Annotated in this window: 17 protein-coding genes; 10 read left to right on the plus strand and 7 right to left on the minus strand. The window is 44.6% G+C overall.

Annotated features, from left to right (window positions below):
• Positions 1-73: 73 nt before the first annotated feature.
• Genes NSU15_RS03785 through NSU15_RS03800 form a run of 4 tightly spaced genes read left to right on the plus strand, consistent with a single transcriptional unit; the run spans position 74 to position 4,285 of the window.
• Complete coding sequence (locus NSU15_RS03785; RefSeq protein WP_339289252.1) at positions 74-1,042, plus strand: DUF4430 domain-containing protein; 969 nt, start codon at positions 74-76, stop codon at positions 1,040-1,042.
• Positions 1,042-1,932, plus strand: a complete 891-nt coding sequence (locus NSU15_RS03790) for an energy-coupling factor transporter transmembrane component T (protein ID WP_042124206.1) — start codon at positions 1,042-1,044, stop codon at positions 1,930-1,932. Before NSU15_RS03785 ends, NSU15_RS03790 begins: the two co-directional genes overlap by 1 nt.
• Positions 1,905-3,575, plus strand: a complete 1,671-nt coding sequence (locus tag NSU15_RS03795; protein WP_076120094.1) for an ATP-binding cassette domain-containing protein — start codon at positions 1,905-1,907, stop codon at positions 3,573-3,575. Before NSU15_RS03790 ends, NSU15_RS03795 begins: the two co-directional genes overlap by 28 nt.
• On the plus strand, positions 3,557-4,285 hold the full coding sequence (locus NSU15_RS03800; RefSeq protein WP_076120093.1) for an ECF transporter S component: 729 nt from the start codon (positions 3,557-3,559) through the stop codon (positions 4,283-4,285). The genes NSU15_RS03795 and NSU15_RS03800 overlap by 19 nt, the downstream gene beginning before the upstream one ends.
• Before the next feature lie 117 nt (positions 4,286-4,402).
• On the opposite strand, the gene NSU15_RS03805 is transcribed toward NSU15_RS03800, so the two are convergent.
• Entirely contained in the window at positions 4,403-4,678 is a 276-nt protein-coding gene (locus NSU15_RS03805) for a hypothetical protein (RefSeq protein WP_139328561.1), read from the minus strand.
• A gap of 33 nt (positions 4,679-4,711) precedes the next feature.
• Between NSU15_RS03805 and NSU15_RS03810 the strand changes: the two genes are divergently transcribed.
• The 3 genes from NSU15_RS03810 to NSU15_RS03820 all read left to right on the plus strand — a co-directional run bounded on the left by NSU15_RS03810 (position 4,712) and on the right by NSU15_RS03820 (position 7,072).
• Positions 4,712-4,879, plus strand: coding sequence for a hypothetical protein (locus NSU15_RS03810; protein WP_170880327.1), 168 nt, complete (start codon positions 4,712-4,714; stop codon positions 4,877-4,879).
• Between the two features lie 343 nt (positions 4,880-5,222).
• Positions 5,223-6,224, plus strand: coding sequence for a Gfo/Idh/MocA family oxidoreductase (locus NSU15_RS03815; RefSeq protein WP_339291235.1), 1,002 nt, complete (start codon positions 5,223-5,225; stop codon positions 6,222-6,224).
• A 215-nt stretch (positions 6,225-6,439) separates the two neighbouring features.
• On the plus strand, positions 6,440-7,072 hold the full coding sequence (locus tag NSU15_RS03820) for a carbohydrate-binding family 9-like protein (RefSeq protein ID WP_339289254.1): 633 nt from the start codon (positions 6,440-6,442) through the stop codon (positions 7,070-7,072).
• Positions 7,073-7,161: 89 nt separating this feature from the next.
• Here the strand turns inward: NSU15_RS03820 and NSU15_RS03825 are convergent, their stop codons facing one another.
• The 5 genes from NSU15_RS03825 to NSU15_RS03845 all read right to left on the minus strand — a co-directional run bounded on the left by NSU15_RS03825 (position 7,162) and on the right by NSU15_RS03845 (position 13,776).
• Positions 7,162-8,514 (minus strand): HAMP domain-containing sensor histidine kinase, encoded by a 1,353-nt coding sequence (locus tag NSU15_RS03825; RefSeq protein WP_339289256.1) that lies wholly within the window; start codon positions 8,512-8,514, stop codon positions 7,162-7,164.
• Positions 8,511-9,188 carry a response regulator transcription factor gene (locus NSU15_RS03830; RefSeq protein ID WP_076120088.1) on the minus strand — a complete coding sequence of 226 codons (678 nt, stop codon included), beginning with the start codon at positions 9,186-9,188 and terminating at the stop codon, positions 8,511-8,513. Before NSU15_RS03830 ends, NSU15_RS03825 begins: the two co-directional genes overlap by 4 nt.
• Positions 9,189-9,246: 58 nt before the next feature.
• The gene (locus NSU15_RS03835; RefSeq protein WP_339289258.1) at positions 9,247-11,208 is read right to left on the minus strand and encodes a serine hydrolase domain-containing protein; all 1,962 of its coding nucleotides are present in this window, start codon (positions 11,206-11,208) and stop codon (positions 9,247-9,249) included.
• Positions 11,209-11,570: 362 nt separating this feature from the next.
• Positions 11,571-12,845, minus strand: coding sequence for an MFS transporter (locus tag NSU15_RS03840; RefSeq protein WP_339289259.1), 1,275 nt, complete (start codon positions 12,843-12,845; stop codon positions 11,571-11,573).
• A 25-nt stretch (positions 12,846-12,870) separates the two neighbouring features.
• Positions 12,871-13,776 carry a winged helix-turn-helix domain-containing protein gene (locus tag NSU15_RS03845; RefSeq protein ID WP_042124220.1) on the minus strand — a complete coding sequence of 302 codons (906 nt, stop codon included), beginning with the start codon at positions 13,774-13,776 and terminating at the stop codon, positions 12,871-12,873.
• A 405-nt stretch (positions 13,777-14,181) separates the two neighbouring features.
• Between NSU15_RS03845 and NSU15_RS03850 the strand changes: the two genes are divergently transcribed.
• The gene (locus tag NSU15_RS03850) at positions 14,182-15,525 is read left to right on the plus strand and encodes an MATE family efflux transporter (protein ID WP_339289260.1); all 1,344 of its coding nucleotides are present in this window, start codon (positions 14,182-14,184) and stop codon (positions 15,523-15,525) included.
• A gap of 19 nt (positions 15,526-15,544) precedes the next feature.
• Complete coding sequence (gene gshAB, locus NSU15_RS03855) at positions 15,545-17,875, plus strand: bifunctional glutamate--cysteine ligase GshA/glutathione synthetase GshB (RefSeq protein ID WP_339289262.1); 2,331 nt, start codon at positions 15,545-15,547, stop codon at positions 17,873-17,875.
• Positions 17,876-17,957: 82 nt separating this feature from the next.
• Here gshAB and NSU15_RS03860 read toward each other — a convergent pair whose 3' ends face one another.
• Positions 17,958-18,401: a hypothetical protein gene (locus NSU15_RS03860; protein ID WP_042124224.1), complete on the minus strand. Its 444-nt coding sequence runs from the start codon at positions 18,399-18,401 to the stop codon at positions 17,958-17,960.
• A gap of 156 nt (positions 18,402-18,557) precedes the next feature.
• Between NSU15_RS03860 and NSU15_RS03865 the strand changes: the two genes are divergently transcribed.
• Positions 18,558-19,853 (plus strand): cellulase family glycosylhydrolase, encoded by a 1,296-nt coding sequence (locus NSU15_RS03865; protein WP_339289265.1) that lies wholly within the window; start codon positions 18,558-18,560, stop codon positions 19,851-19,853.
• Positions 19,854-19,862: the final 9 nt, after the last annotated feature.

Here is a 19,862-nt window from a genome sequence, read left to right on the forward strand (position 1 = left end):
ACTATATTTAGAAGAGATAAGCAAGGGTAGCGTGTATACCCTTGCTTATTATTTAAGGTGGGGAACTTAAGAAATGAACAAGAAAAAATGGCTAACAGCGATACTAATTATTGGTGTGTTGGCGATTGCCTTCTTTTGGGGCGGGAATTATCAGAAGAGCCCGAACAAGGTTGCAAGTAACATTGCAGAGTCTCAGGTTGTAGAATCAGACAACACGGCTTCGAATCAGAATGTTGATGTAGAGCCCACAGCCTCAAGTGATGCCGAGACAACGGAGATAGCACCTACAGCTACGCCTGGCGAAACAGCTAAGCCCGTTGAAACGGTAAAACCAACTGAAGAGGTAACGCCGACCGAAACTGCGGTAACAGATGTTGAAAAGCCGACCGCAACACCTAAATCGGATATACAGGCACAACCTACCGCAACACCGAAAGCGGCTAAAACGTCCGTGCCGGAAACGAAAGCGACGGCAAAACCAGTAACCAAACCAGATTCAAAAGTAGCGACAACAGAAACCAAGCAGGAACCGAAAAAGGATAAATTCCTTACCGATCCAGTGCCGAGCGGGAAACCTAAGCCCGTGGAATGGCAAGATGCAACAGTGGATAAGAAGAAGCAATTAACGGCTACATTGTCCGTCTCGGCGGCAACGATTTTAGATAATATGGATATTTTTAATAAGGATAAGCTTGAAGTATTGCCGGCAGATGGTATCATTTATAAAGCGCAGAAGGTAACCTTTTATGAAGGTGAGTCTGTGTTTGATGTTTTGTTAAGAGAGATGAAGAAGAATAAAATCCATATGGAATTCAGCATGACGCCGATCTATAACAGTAATTATATTGAAGGTATAAATAACCTGTATGAATTTGATGCTGGAGAGCTTAGTGGATGGATGTACAAAGTTAACGGCTGGTTCCCTAACTACGGCAGCAGTCGTTATGTTCTTAAGGATGGCGATGTCGTTGAATGGGTATACACTTGTGATTTAGGTCGAGATGTAGGTGGTTATGTAGCCACAGGAGGAGCTCAGAAATAATGAAGGATAGCTTTTCTACCTTTCATCCGTTTGTGAATTTTCTATATTTTGTCGTTGTATTGCTGTTTAGCATGGTGTTCATGCATCCCATATTCCAGGTGATTGCCCTTATCAGTGCAGTGGTCTACTCCTTTATGTTAAAAGGAAAGAAAGCCGTTCGATTTAATCTGCTGTACATGGTTCCTTTTCTACTATTTATGGCGATTATGAACCCTGTTTTTAATCATCAAGGGGTAACGATCCTGTTCTATTTGAACAATGGAAATCCCATTACGAAGGAATCCATTCTTTATGGTGTAGCAGCGGCGTGCATGTTTGTGACGGTAATCATCTGGTTCTCCTGTTATAACGTCGTGATGACCTCGGATAAGTTTATTTATATATTCGGAAAAATACTGCCGGCACTGTCGTTGATTTTTTCGATGGTGCTTCGTTTTGTTCCTAGATATTTAGCGCAAATCAAGGTGATTTCGAATGCCCAAAAATGCATAGGCCGGGATGTCACACAGGGAAATCTCCTCGCTCGAGCACGCAATGGGATTACGATCCTATCGATAATGACCACCTGGGCTCTGGAAAATGCGATTGAGACGGCGGATTCTATGAAGTCAAGAGGATATGGATTGCCTGGACGTACAAGCTTTTCGATCTTCCGTCTAGATGCCCGGGACAAAGTAGCCCTCTTGATCATGACAGGTTTAATTGCGATGGTAGCCATCGGCGCAGCGATGGGTGAGAACACGATGAGATATTATCCGTCGATTAAAGCGAGCGCAATTACACCTTTTAGTATCCTTGTATATATCGCTTATTTTGCGCTATGTATGATCCCTGTGCTCATCAATATGGTGGAGGCAATGAAATGGAAATCTATCGAATCGAAGAACTAAGCTTTGCTTTTCCTGAACAAGAGCAGATGGCTCTTTCGAATATCAATCTTACGATTGCAAGCGGAGACTTTATTACTGTGTGTGGAAAGTCAGGCTGCGGCAAAAGTACCTTACTAAGACAACTGAAAACAATCCTAACCCCACATGGCAAACGCCAAGGGGCGATTTATTATAAGGGTCAGCCTGTAGAGGAGATCGATCATCGGACACAGGCAGCAGAAATCGGTTATGTACTCCAAAGTCCGGACAATCAAATTGTGACGGATAAGGTGTGGCATGAGCTGGCTTTTGGTCTTGAAAGCTTAGGTTATGACAATTCTACGATTCGTTTACGCGTGGCTGAGATGGCGAGCTTTTTCGGAATTCAGACCTGGTTCCATAAAAGTGTGACTGAGCTATCAGGTGGCCAGAAGCAGTTACTCAATTTAGCGGCGATTATGGCTATGCATCCCTCGGTTCTAATCCTTGATGAGCCTACCTCTCAGCTAGATCCTATCGCGGCTTCCGATTTTTTGGAGACGGTCAAGAAGATAAATCGCGAGCTTGGCACAACCGTTATCATGACCGAGCATCGTCTGGAGGATGTTCTTCCGCTCACAGATCGGCTGATTGTGCTGAATGAGGGCGTTGTAATTGCTGATGATACCCCGCAAAGGGTGGGCGAGGCTTTAAGTAAGCTGAATCATCCGATGTTCCTGTCCATGCCCTCACCGATGCAGATTTACGCAGGTGTAGAAAATGGCTTAGCATGGCCTGTTACTGTGAAGGAAGGTCGCCAATGGCTGGATGCTTTTCTGAAGGATAAGACACCTGCACTGATGACAGAATCTCAGCCAAGCATGAAAGAGGACGGCCCTGTTGTCATAAAGTTCAAAGATGTATGGTTTAAATATGATAAACACGGACCCGATATCATAAAAGATTTGTCTTTTGAAGTGAAGCAGGGGCAATTCTACTCTATTGTTGGTGGAAATGGAACGGGGAAGACGTCGACGTTGTCGCTGATGAGTGGCATTCTTCAGCCGTACAGAGGGAAGGTTCTAATCGGTGGGAAGAATCCAGCGAAGATGAACGCCAAGGAGCTGTTTACTAACAATCTGGGTATTCTCCCGCAAAATCCACAAACCTTATTTGTGAAAAAAACAGTCGAGCTAGATCTATTCGAAATGTTATCCCAGCTTCCTTTAACGAAGGAAGAAAAGGTGGCTAAAGTCGAGGCTGTGGTTAAGTTCGCAGAACTGGAACATCTCCTATCGATGCATCCGTATGATCTTAGCGGGGGAGAACAGCAGCGTGCGGCGCTGGCTAAAGTGCTTTTGTTAGAGCCAAAGATTCTGCTGCTGGATGAACCGACGAAGGGACTGGATGGGCCTTTTAAAGAGAAATTAGCTTTATTCTTACAGAAGCTTAATGCTGAAGGTGTTACCATCGTAATGGTTTCGCATGACGTTGAATTTTGTGCCAAATATGCGGAAGTTTGCGCCATGTTTTTTGATGGAAGTATCATTACTACGAATGAAGCGCAGAAGTTTTTTGCGGGAAACAGCTTCTATACGACTGCCGCCAACCGTATGGCGCGTCATGTATGGAGCGAGGGAGTAACGATAGAGGGTGTGATTGATTTATGTCAACGAAGCAGGTGACGAGTCGTCGTTTGAGTCGTCGAACTTTATTAGCGGGACTGCTAATCTTTGTAGTTATTCCAGCTACAATTTTGTTAGGCATTTTCGTCCTAGATGATCGCAAATATTACTTTATTAGTCTATTGATCGTCCTCTATACAATGATTCCGTTTGCGATGGTGTTCGAGAATCGGAAACCGCAGGCGAGGGAATTGATCGTCATAGCAGTGTTAGCAGCCATTGCCGTTGCTGGACGCGCAGCCTTTTTCATGCTGCCACAGTTTAAGCCAGTAGTTGCTATTGTCATCATTGCAGGGGTGAGCTTGGGGGCGGAGGCAGGGTTTTTGGTGGGCGCTGTTGCGGGCTTCGTCTCTAATTTCTTTTTTGGTCAGGGACCTTGGACGCCTTGGCAAATGTTCTGTTTTGGCATTATTGGTTTTCTGGCGGGCATTTTCTTCAAGAAGGGTCTGCTTAAAAAGACTAAGCTGTCTCTCTGCATTTTCGGAGGGCTAGCTACTTTCTTGGTATACGGAGGCATCATCAATATAGGCTCGCTGATGATGTTCACTTCAGAGTTCTCATGGTCGGCTTTGATGACCACTTATATTTCCGCCTTTTGGTTTGATATGGTGCATGCGATCTCCACGGTGGTGTTTTTGTTTTTTATTGCTAACCCTATGATTGAAAAGTTGGATCGGATAAAAACGAAGTATGGGTTGATTGAGCCTTAGGGTGTTTGTGCGGGGTGTTGTGCGCATTGCGCTGGCGGACGCTCCGCTTTTCCACAATCAGTCCGTTCTCTCCGCTGCCATCAGCGCGAAACCCAAAACACAAACAACCTAAAGGGCTTAATGAACCCACCTTCGGTTTTTAGCCGAAGGTGGGGAGGTAGTGACTAGTGGCTGTGATACTAGCCACTGAGAAACATAATGAGAAGAGAATATACCCAGCGGCGATGCTCCTAGATCTAACCTAACAAAAACAGGCGATGCTCCAGTAACCAGAGTATCGCCTGTTTTTTGCTTCTTAGACAAATGTAGCCTAACGATAATTGACGTCCCCACTTCAACGGAATCGTCTAGCGCTATGCTTCCCTGATGATGAAAGACATTCTTCCCTACCATTACTCCCTCCTCCATCGCAACGGACAATTGGCCGTGGCACACATAAAACAGCTCGAAATCATACAGCTTCCTTCCCGGGAACAAGCGGAGCGCGACCATCTGGAACCGCGCGTAATGAATGGAGGGAGTCCACTCATGGAAGGGGAATCGCTTGCGGACCGGATGTTGGAGCGGGGGCATGGTGGGACAGCACCTATATAGAATTAGATAAAATAACGGAATCGTGCAAAAAGTAACTTTCATAGCTAAATAAAAATCTCCATCATTCTTATATAATAAAGGTAATAATAAGACAAAAGTTGTTCTATTGTAATCCGGAATAGTACAAATGAAAGAAAAGGATATTCATGAAGAAAGGGATTAACATCTGTTTATCCCACCTAATGGCACCCTTGAATTTATCCCTTAGCTGGCGGATACATTGTCCGTAAGTCCAAGCCGAGGCGGAATCCGCAGCCTAACAAGGAAGCTTGGATCAACATAAAATAACCTCTATGAGTGAGAAGAATAGGATGGATGCATCGTGAAAAGGTATGGGGCAGTCGTGATAGGCTGTGGTTATATGGGCTCACTTCACTTGGATGCCATATCAAAGCAGGAGAGGGTCCGGTTGATTGGTGTCGTAGATTGGAACCAGGGCAGGGCCTCCCAAGTGGCAAGCCAATACGGAGCCGAGTGTTGGAGTACAGATTACCGGGCCTTGATAGAGCGAGAGGATGTGGATATGGTCATTATCGCCACGTACCCGTCCTCCCATCTGGAGATTGCAAAAGCATGCCTCGCGGCAGGAAAGCATATCCTATGCGAAAAGCCGATGGCGGGCAATGCACGGGAAACGCAGGAATTCATGAAGCTGGCCCGTGGAGCCAAGACCAAGGTGCTGATCGGTCACATCCTTCGTCACAACACCACTTACCAGGCAGTTATGAAGATGATCCGGGAGGGTGCTATCGGCTTCCCCCTGGTTATTCGGTTAACCCAATTGAAGCCCTCCAAGAATTGGGATTCCCATCTGTCCCTGCTCCGGGATGTCTCACCGATTGTGGATTGCGGCGTCCATTATATCGATGTGATGCGTTGGGCCACAGGGGCGGACGTGGTAAGCGTCAACGGGATCGGGCAGCGTCTCTATGAAGAAGTCCCGCCGTACACTTACAATTACGGACTCATGACCCTCCGTCTATCGGATGGCTCCATCGGCTACTTCGAGACAGGGTGGGGCAAGGGGATGCCGACTGACAACCGGAAGGAATTCATCGGACCGGCTGGCTGGATCCGTATCATCTACAAGAATGATCGACCGCGAGAGGAGCAGCATCTGGGAAATCTGGTCGAGGTCGAAGATAACCGGAAAGGAACGGTCCAGAAGATCAATATGGACTTCTCCGTGAAGCCTACGGGTGCCCAACTGGACTATTTCCTATCTATGCTGGAGAACAACTTGCCCGCTATACCGGCAATGGAGGATGCCTACCGGGCAATGGAGATCGCTCTCCTGGCCGACCAGGCAATCCATGAAGGAATTACGTTACCTTGCGCGAAATAAGGGTGGAAGGGAGGAGGCGCCCGCCCGAGAGGGATATAGAGCGGGTGGTCTCCTTCATCCGCATTACAGGTAACGCAGAAGGCTGTGCGAAATCTCGGGGATCGAGACTGCGTATTGAAAAACCGGATAAACGTGGGTCTTAATAAACAAGTTAATTAATGGGGTTGTTTTGCTGAAGTAGCCCCAGTAGGACTCCGAACGGAAGGGAATGAACCATGGAAAGAAAATTGGAAACCTTAGTAATTTCTCACCTGACAAATCAGACGGATGTTTCACATACAGAAGAAGTCCAGATCATCAAGCAGTATCAATGGCTTAAAGAGTATAGTCCTGCCGTTACAGCGAGATTAAATTACAGTCAGGAGGATCTGAAGCTTCAGTTTAAGGTTTACGAAAAGAATCCAATACGAACATATAGAAACATGAATGATCCCGTGTATAAGGATAGCTGCATCGAGTTCTTTTTTCAGCCTAATCCGGATTCGGACCAGCGCTATATGAATTTCGAATTTAATGCGAATGGCACAATTCTCTTGCAGATAGGAGCGGATCGGTATGATCGCTTCCCAATCACTATCAATCCGGCGCTTTTCCGCATCCTATCCACCACAGATCAAATTAATGCTAAAGGGGAAGCGTATTGGGAATTAAGCTTTTCGATCCCATGGGCTTGGGTACAATCTTATTTTCCGGATTTTCGGGCAGTGACGGGAAAAAAGATAAGAGGAAACTTTTACAAGTGCGGCGACGATACGACCTATCCGCACTATGGAACATGGAGCAGAGTTCATTCGAACAAACCAGAATTTCATAGCAGCAGTGATTTTGGGATTCTGTACCTAGAGTAACTGCATAACATAGTGTTAATGAATAACTTCCGAAGCCGCGTATGCGGGGTTGGAGGTTTTTTATCTTTTTTAGAGAAATTAGTTTTGTTCTAAGACAAGGGTAGCCTAACGATAATTGTCGTTCCCTCTCCAACCGCACCGTCCAACGCTATGCTTCCCTGATGCAGAGAGACAATTTTTTTAACGATCGCAAGTCCGAGACCATTGCCATTGTTGTTTCCGTTCCGCGACTTGTCTATTTTATAAAACCTTTGGAATACGGCGTTGAACTCTTCCGGGGAGATCCCCATTCCATTATCGCTGATAGTGACAGATACTTCTGCTGCATTACGATCTATACTGATGCGGATTTTCCCGTTTTCCGGTGTAAACTTGATGCTGTTGCTGAGTAAATTCATCCATACTTGCTTCAGTTGATCTTCATCGCCCATAATTTTGACAGCTTCCGGTAGTTCTAAATCAATAACAATGCCTTTGGCTGACCATTGCGGCTCACAGGTTACAACGATTGTTCTAATCTGCTCATCAAGATTGAAGGGACTTGCGTTGAAGGGATGATGTTCAGAATCCAGAGATGCGAGCTTCAGTAGATTATCACTTAGCCTCGACAGTCGTTCACTCTCCGCAATGATGATATCAAGATATTCACTGCGTTCCTCTTCCACGATCAAATCATGGTTCTGCAACGCTTTGGCAAAGCCGGAAATAGACGTAAGCGGTGTCTGGATTTCATGAGAAACGTTGGATACGAAATCCTGCCGCATCTGTTCCAACTGTTTAAGTTCCCCTGCCATCTCCACATAACTTTGTGTTAATTCCCCGATCTCGTCTATTCGGTTCACTTTAAGCTCCACCTCGAAATCACCCTTGGCCAGCCTTTTTGTCGCATTCGTTAGTGCTTTGATCGGCTCTACCAAATATCTAGCGGCAATAAGAATGCACACACTACCCAGTAAGAGCACGAGTAATAGCACAAAGAGCACCATCCGATTGACGATATTTTCGTTCTCGGCAGAATACTGCAAGAACATCGCACGCCACTCTCCGTCCAACATAAAGGGTATACCGATAAAGATATCCTTATCTTTCGCAGAAGAGCGGTAGAGCTTTCCTTGCAGCACTTGTTTGACAGCTTCGGGGGGGACAGTGACAGCCGGACTACCCTTGAGCCCATAAAAGGTATGTTCTCCGGCATGATTGTACAGGTGGATAGGGTGTGCGGATACCTTAACCATACTATTCAGGAACTCATCCGTATCCATGGGTTTGGCGTCATCATAGCGGTGAATGATTTCTTTTCCCACTACGATCATTTCATTCTGCCCCTCGTAACTTATTTGTTTCTGAAAGACATACAATCCAATGAAAAAGGAACAGATTAGACTAAAGATAATGATGCCTAGAAACGTGAGAATGACACGTACATACAGAGTCTTGATCATGGCGTAGGAATCAGCCTGTATCCCAGGCCGCGGGCCGTTTCGATTTGAAATTGCTCGTCGTTGCCGCTGAATTTCTCCCTCAACCGACTTATATGCACATCTACAGTCCGTCCGTCTCCTTCATAATTCAATCCCCAGATTTGAAGAATCAACTGTTCTCTTGTAAAGATTTGCCCGGGGTGACTGGCCAACAGAAACAGAAGCTCAAATTCCTTCAAAGGAATCGTGACCGGTTCTTCACCGCGCGTGACCTGGAAAGTACGGCGGTTGAGCAGCACATTACCTAATTGCACAGACTGTGAAGAAACGACCAGCGAGCGTTTAAGCAAAGCTTTTACTCGCATCACGAGTTCAAGCGGATCGAACGGTTTGGTTAGATAGTCATCCGTACCCAGTTGAAAGCCTTTCACTTTGTGTGCAGATTCCGCTTTAGCCGTCACCATGAGGAGGGGGATATTGGCATCAGACCGCCTGATTTCTCTGCAGAGATCCCAACCATCCAATCCTGGCATCATAATATCTAGAATGACGAGATCAACTCGCGAGTTCTCTATTATGGACAAGGCTTTTGTACCATCCCTGGCTTCTTTAAGTTCAAAACCTTCTTTTCGCAAAAATAAAGACATTAGCTTTCGGATGTTATCATCATCATCAGCGATAAGTATAGTAGCCACGATTTCCCTCCTCTATTAAGCTTTCATTATATCTGATTTGATCTTGGGAGTAATGGCGTTATCCGAACTGCCAACCCAACAGGTTCCAATAGTAGAAGAACAGAGTCATCGCCACAGCCGAGAGCGCCACTAACGTATAATGCACACGCTTGAAAGCTGTCCAGTATTTATTCTTCCAAACCAATATAGCCGAGAATAGCAAAGCTAAAGTCAGACCAACCAAAATGATTGGCATAACTAAACTGAGAGAAAGCGAAAGCCTGATTCCGCTGAACTTCTGCATTATGTCCATGGACATAACCACCATAAATAACGTGACGAAAGATAGCAGCGCCCAACCAGCAGTTCCCGCAGACAGTCGGATGGCCCATTTTTCCGGAGGCGTCATCGCCTTAATCTTGCGTCTGGAGAAGAATAGTCCGAGCAATGCAGTGATGAGAATCAACCCCGAGAACCCTAGTACGATAAGCCAAAATTTATTCTGATCCAACAGTGGCGTACGCTCCAGCGGCATATCCGGGATCATCCCTAAGATCATATGTGTAACTTTACCGGACTCATTCGTGCGGAAGGCAATTTGTTCGGTGCCTCCCTCGAGTTGGAACAGATTCGGACCGACTTCACTATACAATTGTTGCTCACTGCCACTTCCCAAGGATAGCTTATTATCCTCAACCGAGACGTTCAGCTGGGCAAAAAAGTTGAAAAACTTATCAATATCACTGATGTTTCGGCGTGTGAATTGATAGGCTCCTGTATATTTCTGAATAGATTCATCAGAAGCAATGAATTCAGGCTGCGTTGCATCAGGAGAAGGGTAGTAGCGGTTGAAAAAGGCTTGGATGAGACCTGCTGCCGAATCACTTCCCTCACCGCCGTTGTAGGATACAAAGATGCCTACATCCTTGGCAGGCACAAGATACAATTCTGTATTGAACATGGGGTCGGAACCACCATGAGTGATCAGTGTGAGATCATTGATTCGTTTCTCTGCGAACCCAAGATCCACTCCCGGCAGACGTTTATCGAATTGAAACGCCGTTGAATGCATTAGTTCTGCCGTCTCGGGTCTCAGAATCTGTTGGCTACCATATTTCCCATGCTGTAGATGTGCAATCATGAAGTGCGCCATATCTACTGCAGATACGGTACCAGAGCCGGCAGGACGAAAACCACCCTCAAATGTAGGTGTGCCAGGTACAAAGCTGCCGTTTTCGCTGTTATACCCTACAACTTTGTAGGGGATGAAGGAATCCGGTAAAGGCTCTACAACAGTCGAATATTTCATGTCGAGCGGATCGAAAATATATTTCTTTATATAATCATTGTAAGGAACACCGCTAACTTCCTCTACAATTAGACCTGCGAGTGTAGCACCGTAGTTTGAATAAGAACTTATCTGTCCGGGTGGTCTTACCCGTGCCAACATATGCTTATTGAGAGTTTCCGAGATTGACCCCGGCAATTTTGCAGGGTCTGTAGTGATTTGATAACCAACGCCCCCCTCTTCGAACCCTGCTGTATGTGTCATCAAATGGCGCATCGTAATCGGTTCAGGATAAGTAGCAGGGATCTTTACTGATTTCAGGTAGGTATTAATATCCGTGTCCAGATCAATCTTACCTTGTTCGACCAACTGCATCACTGCTGTCCAGGTGAATAACTTAGTCGTTGAAGCAATTCGAAACATGCTGGTTGTCGGGTCAACTGATTCAGCCTTTTCCAGATTGGAACTGCCATAACCTTTGGCCAAAATAATTCTGTCGTCCTTTACGATGGAGATGACCGCTCCCGGGATTTGTAGCCGATTCATATCTTCTTCCATGATCCCATCTACGAAGGCAGTTAGACCTGTGGTATCATCGAGATTGGCAGGTGCTTCAGTCTGAGTTATGGGTAGCGCGGTTTGATCCGTCCGGGTCTCGGCCGATGCTTGTTTCCCGAAAAACACTAGGTTCGTACCTAATCCGGCGCTAATTACAACCAATAGGGTGAGACCAGCGATTAGTCTTTTTTTCATAGATGTTAACATTATTATCCTCCGTATTATCATTTATCGGGATTGGATGATCATCCACCTAACGCTTATAAACATTATCAGAGTAGTGTGAATGGAACGTTAACAAGACTATTTTCATCAGAAGGAAATAAAGACAATTAGGTTACTGAGAATAATACATAGAGAGTTAACGAAAATGAAAGATCTAGGCATGGAAGGATTTAAAGAAAGATGGGATTCAGATTTTCCGATAAACGCCTAAAATGGGCTATCTGAAACTATTCATAAATCAAAGTAAACAGCGGTAGTCAAGGACGTGATTTCATTGTCCTTAGCTATCGCTGTTACTATTAGTGTCAGTCTGCTCTTCTACACTTTCCCGTTTATCGATTAGCGGTAACGCTGTGCGTGGCATTCCCCACATTATTTCGCCGATGGGTGACCTCAAGGGCAGAGAGGTCGCCATCCAGCGCTTTGAGTCCGGGGAGTAACAAGGCTGCGCTAGCACATAACATTGGAAGCAGTCCAGCGATTAGGAACAATACAGGCACACCGTAGTGCTCAGCAATTGCTCCGCCTGCAAAAGCGCCAAAAGGCTGTAAGCTGCCTCCGATCAAAAAGCGAATAGAATTGACTCTTCCTTGCAGATTACTCGGAACTAGGCGTCCGTGTAATGAAGAACTTAAGGAACCGAAGAAGGGGCTTAAGGTTCCGGTTGCAAAGACGGCAGCGAGAGCAAAAGGAAAACTAGGAACTAACCCCCATAACGAAGTCACTAAACCTATGGTCCCCAGACTGCCGAGCATGACAAGCCGCCTTTTTTTAATTTCCCCTATCATGGAAATCACACTTAGCCCGACCAATGTTCCAAGAGCGAAAACTGTACTTAGAGTACCCATCGTCGCCGCATCGCGGTGGAGCACTTCGCGTACAAAAGGGACCATCATCGTCCAGACGGCAATTGAGCTTAAATTACTGATGGAGGCCATGACCATAATCATTAGCATTGCAGGGAATTGTTTATAGAAGGTAAAGCCTTCGGCTATTTCACGAACGTAAACGGAGAGGGAGAAACGGCCTTGGGTTGGAGAGGCTTTCGGCAGCTTTTGCAAGCTGAGTAGGGTAGTGATGGCGGCTAAGTAACATAACATGTTGATGCCAAGAGCTGGCAGCGCTCCACTGGCAGCGGTTAACGCACCGGCTAAGGCAGGTCCCAGCAGGGCTGCTGCGCTTTTGCTGCCATCAATGATAGCAAAAGCCCGCACCAGCTTCCGGCTGTCGGCAACGCCAGGAATAACAGCCATCGCTGTTGGCATGAACAGTGCAGCACAGGCGCCGCTGAGGCTCGCGGCAACAAAGAGATGCCATAGCTGCAGTTGGCCAGCCAAGCCCATGCCGAGTGGCAGTGCTATGGCTAGCAATCGAATGGCTGCCAAGCAGGCCATAAAACGGACCCGGTGCAATCGGTCGGACAGCGGTGAGCCGAGCAGGCGTAGCAGCAGTTCAGGTATGCCGGAGCTGAGCGCGAGGGCTCCCATCGCTAGCTTGGATCCCGTCAGCTCATAGACGAGCCATTCCATAGCCAGTAAGCCGAAAGCATCTCCAAAAGCGCTTAAAGTAATGGTCGAGAGTAGACCATAATAGCTGCGTTTTATCATAGCTAGGTAGCTCCTTTTTTTATGCTTAACTCTCCAGATACGTCCCGATTTGCTGGGGCAGCCCATTTAAGGCTTCTAAACGTAGGCTGTACGAAGTGTTTTTAACATTGGTATGGACAATGACCAGTCCAGCTGCGCGCAGCGCAATAAGATGGTAGTGGATTGTACTTTTGGAAAGTCCCACCTCACGCACGATTTCCGTGAAATTCAGTTGTTTACCTGTGAGTAAACGAAGGATATACAGCCGCGTCTCATCCGACAGCGCTCGGGTAAGACGGAGTAGTGCTGGAGCAGGCCGTCCAGCTTCCGGAGGGAGAACATCACAAGAGTAGCTAGTGAATACGAATTCATCATACATAGAGGTAGTAACCAATGGACGAGCATGATATTGCGGAATAATAATGACCTGCTTCAGATGTTCAGTTGGATAGAGGCGCATTCCTTCGGTTGCTGCTTCAAAGACGTCCATGTCATTGTTACCGTTCAACGTTGCTCTTCTTGATTCGGCTTCCTGTTCAAGTCCCTTGATGATATTAGGGTCAATTCCACTGAAGTATCCCGCATTCCATTCGCGCAAGATGTCAGAGGCGGTGTCTCTGAGTTCCGCAAGGTTAGAGGGAACCGATTGACCGAAACGTCCGGAGATTTCATACAGTTCGCCCGAAGATAAGCCGTCGAACCAAACCAAAAAGCCTTCTACCGAACGCTCCCCCGGACAAGACCAAATATAGGGAGCCAAACTGAAATCATCAAGTTTCTTAACGACCTCTTGCATTTTACGAAGCAGCATTGGCGCGAATCTTGCTTGAACATCGCGTACCCAGAGCTTGCCGGAATCCATAGCGGTATGGTTTTGCTTGCTTAGAAAAGCGGTCATACTACTAACACATTCATACATGGGTGCAAAATCGACTTCTACTTTATATTCCATGACTTGCTCCATTCCTTCAGTGAGTTACTGAATCAGAATTAGTTCTATAAATATAGAACTGTTAATTGGTTTCATTGTAAACGAACTAATCATTCTTTTCAATAGCCATTAGACTGAAAAATAAGAGAATTTTTTATTATGAAAAAAACAGTTCCACTGGGCACGTTTTGTGCACTAGGAACTGCTTGTTAATGTATACACAATTTATTTGCTTTTAAGGAGTTCACATTCTGTCTACAGGTTCATAATGAAGAGACTAGGTTAAGAAGTAAGCCAGGCGAGGAAACCGATAATAAACCAAATGAAGAGCTAGTCCAACAAATCAATGAAATATAATCAATTGATTATATAAGCGTATGGTTATATAATGAATCTGAAAATGAAATAAAGAAGGTGTTATTGGACTTGAAGGACGCAAATGATTTGACTCAGGGTCCTATTATGCCTACCTTAATGAAATTAACGCTTCCCATTATTGCAACGAATTTCATCTCTACTACTTATGGTCTAGTCGATATGATTTGGGTTGGAAGATTAGGAAGTGGTCCGGTTGCCGCGATTGGTACGGCGAGTTTTTTCATTAATCTAGCGATTGCTTTATCGACAATGGTTACGATCGGCACAGGGATTAAGGTGGCGCATTGTATGGGATCTGGTCAGATAGAGAAGGCTAAATCTTATATAAAGAACGGATTTATGATGTCTACTTTACTAGGACTTCTCTATATGTGTTTAGTTCTATTAACCAAGAATCAGTTGATTGGTTTTTTTGATCTTGGAAGTGATGACGTTGAACGGATGGCTAGACAATTTCTAATGATTTCGATCTTTGGGACGGTATTTTCTATTGTTAATACATTGTTTGCAACCCTTTTAAACGCTATGGGAAATAGTAAACAACCGTTTCAGATCTTCTCTATTGGTCTTATGGTTAATATTGTCCTCGATCCATTTTTAATTTTTGGCTGGGGCAGTTTTAAAGGATGGGGAGTCGCTGGAGCAGCTATTGCAACATTAACGGCGAACATCTTGGTTACGGCTCTCTTTATCATGAAGACAAGAAAGTCAGAAATCATTTCAAACACATCAACGTGGGACAGTAGCCAAATGAAAGAAGTCATCCGCATGGGGCTTCCCATTACGATCCAACGGGTTACTTTTACGATCATATCGATCATCATTGCCAAGATCATTGTGCGTTTTGGAGCGGATGCCATTGCGGTTCAAAAAGTTGGGATTCAAATTGAATCTATTTCTTATATGACCATTGGAGGACTACAGGGAGCTATTGCTTCTTTTTTTGGTCAAAATTATGGAGCACGCCGATTCGATCGAATTAGGCAAGGTTATCGTCAGGCGCTAATCTTAACCTCCATCTTTGGTGTGATCGTGTCGCTTATATTTATTGCGTTTCCGCAGCAGCTATTTTCATTATTTTTATCAGACCAGACGAGTATGGCATTAGGCGCAGATTATATGCGGATCATCGGATACTCACAATTGTTCATGTGTATGGAATTGATGACAGTCGGTGCTTTTAACGGCATTGGTAAAACTCACATTCCACCGATCTTTAGTATTACATTTACTGCACTCCGAATTCCGCTAGCCCTGCTATTATCCGAACCTTTTGGCTTGAATGGAGTGTGGATGTCGATTGCGCTAAGCAGTGTGTTCAAGGGTGTTATTCTTGTGTTCTGGTTTAGAAGATCTTTGTTCAGAATGAACAAACAGCAGGTAGATTATTAAGCAAAGGATGAGCGTAGAAATGGCTTTATTAAATCGTAGACTCATACAGCTCTTAAGAGATAACCATTTGAATAAGGAGCTTTTTCACGGTGAATTTGGTTTGGAAAAAGAAAATGTCAGAGTGGATCCAGAAGGGAACCTTGCGCTGACACCACATCCAAAAGCCTTTGGCAACAAAATGGAGAACCCCTATATTCAAACGGATTTCTCAGAGAGTCAGATTGAAATGGTGACACCCTCTTTTGATTCTATTGAAGAGACTTATAACTTTCTGGAGGCGCTGCAGGATATTGTGTCGCTAGAGCTTAAGGAAGAATATCTATGGCCGAGTAGTAATCCTCCCATGCTGCCGAACGATAAGGACATTCCCATTGCCAAGATGGGTAATCCGGTAGAGGACGAGTATAGACATCAGTTAGCGGATAAGTATGGACGCAAAAGACAATTGCTGAGCGGAATTCATTATAATTTCTCTTTTGACGAACCATTTCTTAAACAGCTTCATGACATTGTAGATCCGCAGATGAGCTATAAAGATTTCAAAGATGCTACTTATTTAAAAATAGCCCGCAACCTATTGCGATACCGCTGGCTTCTAATCTATTTAACAGGTGCTAGTCCTGTTTTTGATAAGACTTATATGGAGCAATGTGTCGCACGAGGCGAGTCGGATGATCAGAATAGCTATTATGTTCAAAATATGAATTCACTTCGGAATAGCGAATGCGGATATCGAAATGAAAAACCTCTTTATGTTTCCTTTGATTCACTTACGGACTATGTACATGATTTACAAACGTTGATCGACTCAGAGGAATTATTAAGTGTAAAAGAGTTCTATAGCCCGGTTAGAGTGAAGACGGCAAGAGGCAAACATCCGTTAGAGGAGCTTCTGCAGGATGGGATTGCTTATATAGAGCTTCGTTTTATTGATCTGAATCCACTCTATAAAATAGGAATTAGCAAAGAAACAATGACTTTCATTCATTTGTTTATCCTGTACATGCTATTGAAAGAGGACGAACCGTTCGGGGTAGAGGATCAGAAGATGGCGAACCTTAATCATGATCAATTGATCATGGAGGGGATCAAAGGCTGCTTGCATGATTACGGAGATTCTTGCGGGACGATGGAGCAGAAGGCTTTAACTTGTATTCAAGAGATGCAGGATATGATTCAGTTGTTGAACCCAGAAGATAAAGAATTCACGAACATTCTGAACGAAGCCAAGGATAAGATTCTGAATCCAGATCAAAGTTTTGCCGCGATTGTGAAGTCAGAAGTTCAACAATCCTCTTTCGTACAATATCATCTGAATAAAGCTAAACAGTATGCTGAGGAAAGTCTTGCGAACGGATACCGATTTGTGGGATATGAGGATCTGGAGCTATCTACACAGCTTCTACTAAAAGCAGCAGTTAAACGTGGGATTAAATTTCAATTGCTCGATCGAGATGAGAATTTCGTTCTACTTACAAAAGGCGATCATAAAGAATACGTTAAGCAAGCTACGAAGACATCCTTGGATTCTTACAGCACGGTACTAATTATGGAGAATAAAATTGTTACGAAGGAAGTCCTCAAACAACAGGGCATTCGTGTTCCCGCAGGTGAAGCATTTGGAGATCTGGAAGCAGCAATGAATGCATATGATACTTATCGTGATAAGGCTATTGTGATCAAGCCCAAATCAACGAACTTTGGACTCGGTATTACTATTTTTACAGATGAATTCTCCAAAGAAGATTATCAAAAAGCCTTCGCAATTGCCTTTGAGCATGATCGAACAGTACTGCTTGAGGAATTTATGACGGGGAAAGAATATCGTTTTCTAGTGATGGGCGATGAAGTAGTCGGAGTATTGCACCGGGTTCCGGCGAATGTGGTCGGTGATGGTGTACATACAATAGAAGAGCTGGTCCACGAAAAAAATAAGGATCCGCTAAGAGGTCGTGGCTACAAAACTCCGCTTGAGAAAATTCAGATCGGCGAAGCCGAAGAGATGTTCTTGAAGAACCACGCTCAGACTTGGAGCGATGTTCCTCCATTTAATGAGGTGATCTTTCTACGGGAGAACTCAAATATTAGTACCGGTGGAGACAGCTTAGACTTTACAGATGAGATCCCAGACAGCTATAAAGATCTAGCCATTCAATCGGCTAAAGCTGCGGGGGCCACGATTTGTGGGGTAGATATGATGATTGATGATATTAAGGAGATGGCGACGGGTACCAATTATAGCATTATTGAGATCAATTTTAATCCAGCGATTCATATTCACTGTTACCCCTATAAAGGGAAGAATCGCAAAGCGGACGAACGAATTCTGGATCTATTATTTGGCGAATAAACAGAAGCTCAACCAGTACTTTTGGTTGAGCTTCTGTTTTTAAAATAGTGCAGTATGCACCTCAACTCACTACTTGTTTATGCTAGGAGTTACCCGCTGCTGCAACGCCACTAAAGTTTCTGGCTTGGACGTTATTAAATTGATCTGTTGCCAGTGCATTTGTGAAGATTTCTGCTGTGTACTGAATCTGACCTGCTGCGACAGCCAGCGCTGGTGGGACATCTACTGCTGAGAAACCAAAAGCTTCATTTTCTCTGCTGATTGCTACACCAAATGTTGTGGTGAAAATAATCGTTCCGTTTCTGCGAACATTAATGGTATTGGTGTTGAAAAGAGGATTATTCTCTACTTTCAAAAAACCCGACAAAAGTACGCGGACATTGCCTTGATTGTCAGGCGTGACCCCTACAGTCTGAATACCGATATCCCCAAAAACAAGAGGAGTTGCTGCTAATGGGATAACCACGGGTGTGTTATCTGAAGCAGCTTGGTTGGAAAGTCGTAAATCTACAAACTGGATTGTCATATTATACTCACCTCCTAGAAATAGAATATGAGAGAAGAAGGTTCAACTCTTGGATTCATATAAAATTCATCAGTTACCTACTTGAATGGTTGTATGTCCACCCCTTGTGACACTCTTGTAACAGAGATTCGCTACGATAGCTTACGAGGTGAGAGAATGAAAAAATCTAAAGCTTTTATAATGTTAATCTTATTGTTGGTTGTAGGGTGTAGTTCAGTAACACCTCAAGCCAATCAAGAACTGAAGAAAGAAGAGAAGAAGGAAGAGAAGAAGGAAGAGAAGACAGAAAGGAATGAGAAGCTAGCCTTCTGGGAGGTCCAGAGAAAAGGAACCAATTTTATGAATTCAAAATCGTTACCGGATAACTATGAAGCTGCCAAAGAGCAGAATATTGAATTCATTCGGTTGGCACCAGATAAATGGGCAAAAGACAGTGACTATTTATTTAATGACAAACCAGATACGAACCCGGATAAAGATTTCCTAATAGGGAATGCAGATAAGTATAAAGGGATTGTTGAAGAGGATTTTACCGAGTTAAAAGCGGACTTAGATGCAGCCGAGGCTCGGGGCTCAAAAGTAGTACTGACCGTCCTAAGTCTCCCCGGAGATCGCTGGAGGCAGTTTAATAATTACGAGAATGATGATCGGATATGGAAGGATTTCAGTTATCATGAACAAGCGGCAGTATTTTGGAGAGATCTAGCAAGTCGGTTGAAAGATCATCCAGCGGTAATCGGTTATAACTTGATTAATGAACCACATCCTGAGACTGCAACGGGATTTCATGACTTCTGGACACAGGACTACAGCGAATGGTATAGCTCAGTGGAGAACACTCCTGCAGATTTGAATCTTTTATATGAAACGATAGTGACCGCTATTCGTACCGTAGATTCCAAGACACCAATCATCGTAAATTCTGGCCTGTATGCTACACCTTGGGCCTTTAAATATTTGAAACCCCTCGAAGATGAGAATGTCTTGTATGCTTTTCATATGTATGAGCCGTACGAGCTAACCAGTCAGAATAAGAAAAAAGGGTTCACCTATGAATATCCTGGGACGATAAAGGTCGGGGACAATAAAACAGAAAAAGCCTTTAACAAGGAAGCCTTAAAGGAATTTCTGGAACCTGTTGCGCAGTGGGCAAAGGAACATAACATCCCCGCAAATCGGATTGTTGCAGAAGAGTTTGGTACGAATCGACTAGTAAAAGGTGCAGATCAATACATGGCTGATTTAATTTCGATTTTTGATGATTTCGGCTGGCACTGGGCGTTCTATGCTTTCCGAGAGGATACTTGGGACGGTATGGATTATGAGCTTGGCACTGAGCCTCCAACCTGGGCGTATTGGCAAGCGATAGAGAAAGGCGAACAGCCTCCCCGGACAGCAGTGGATAACCCAATATGGGAAGTTTTGAAGAAAGGACTGGAAAGAAAGGAGTAAATGATGCTA

This window comes from Paenibacillus sp. FSL E2-0201, assembly GCF_037963325.1.
Taxonomy (GTDB): Bacteria; Bacillota; Bacilli; order Paenibacillales; family Paenibacillaceae; genus Paenibacillus_AQ.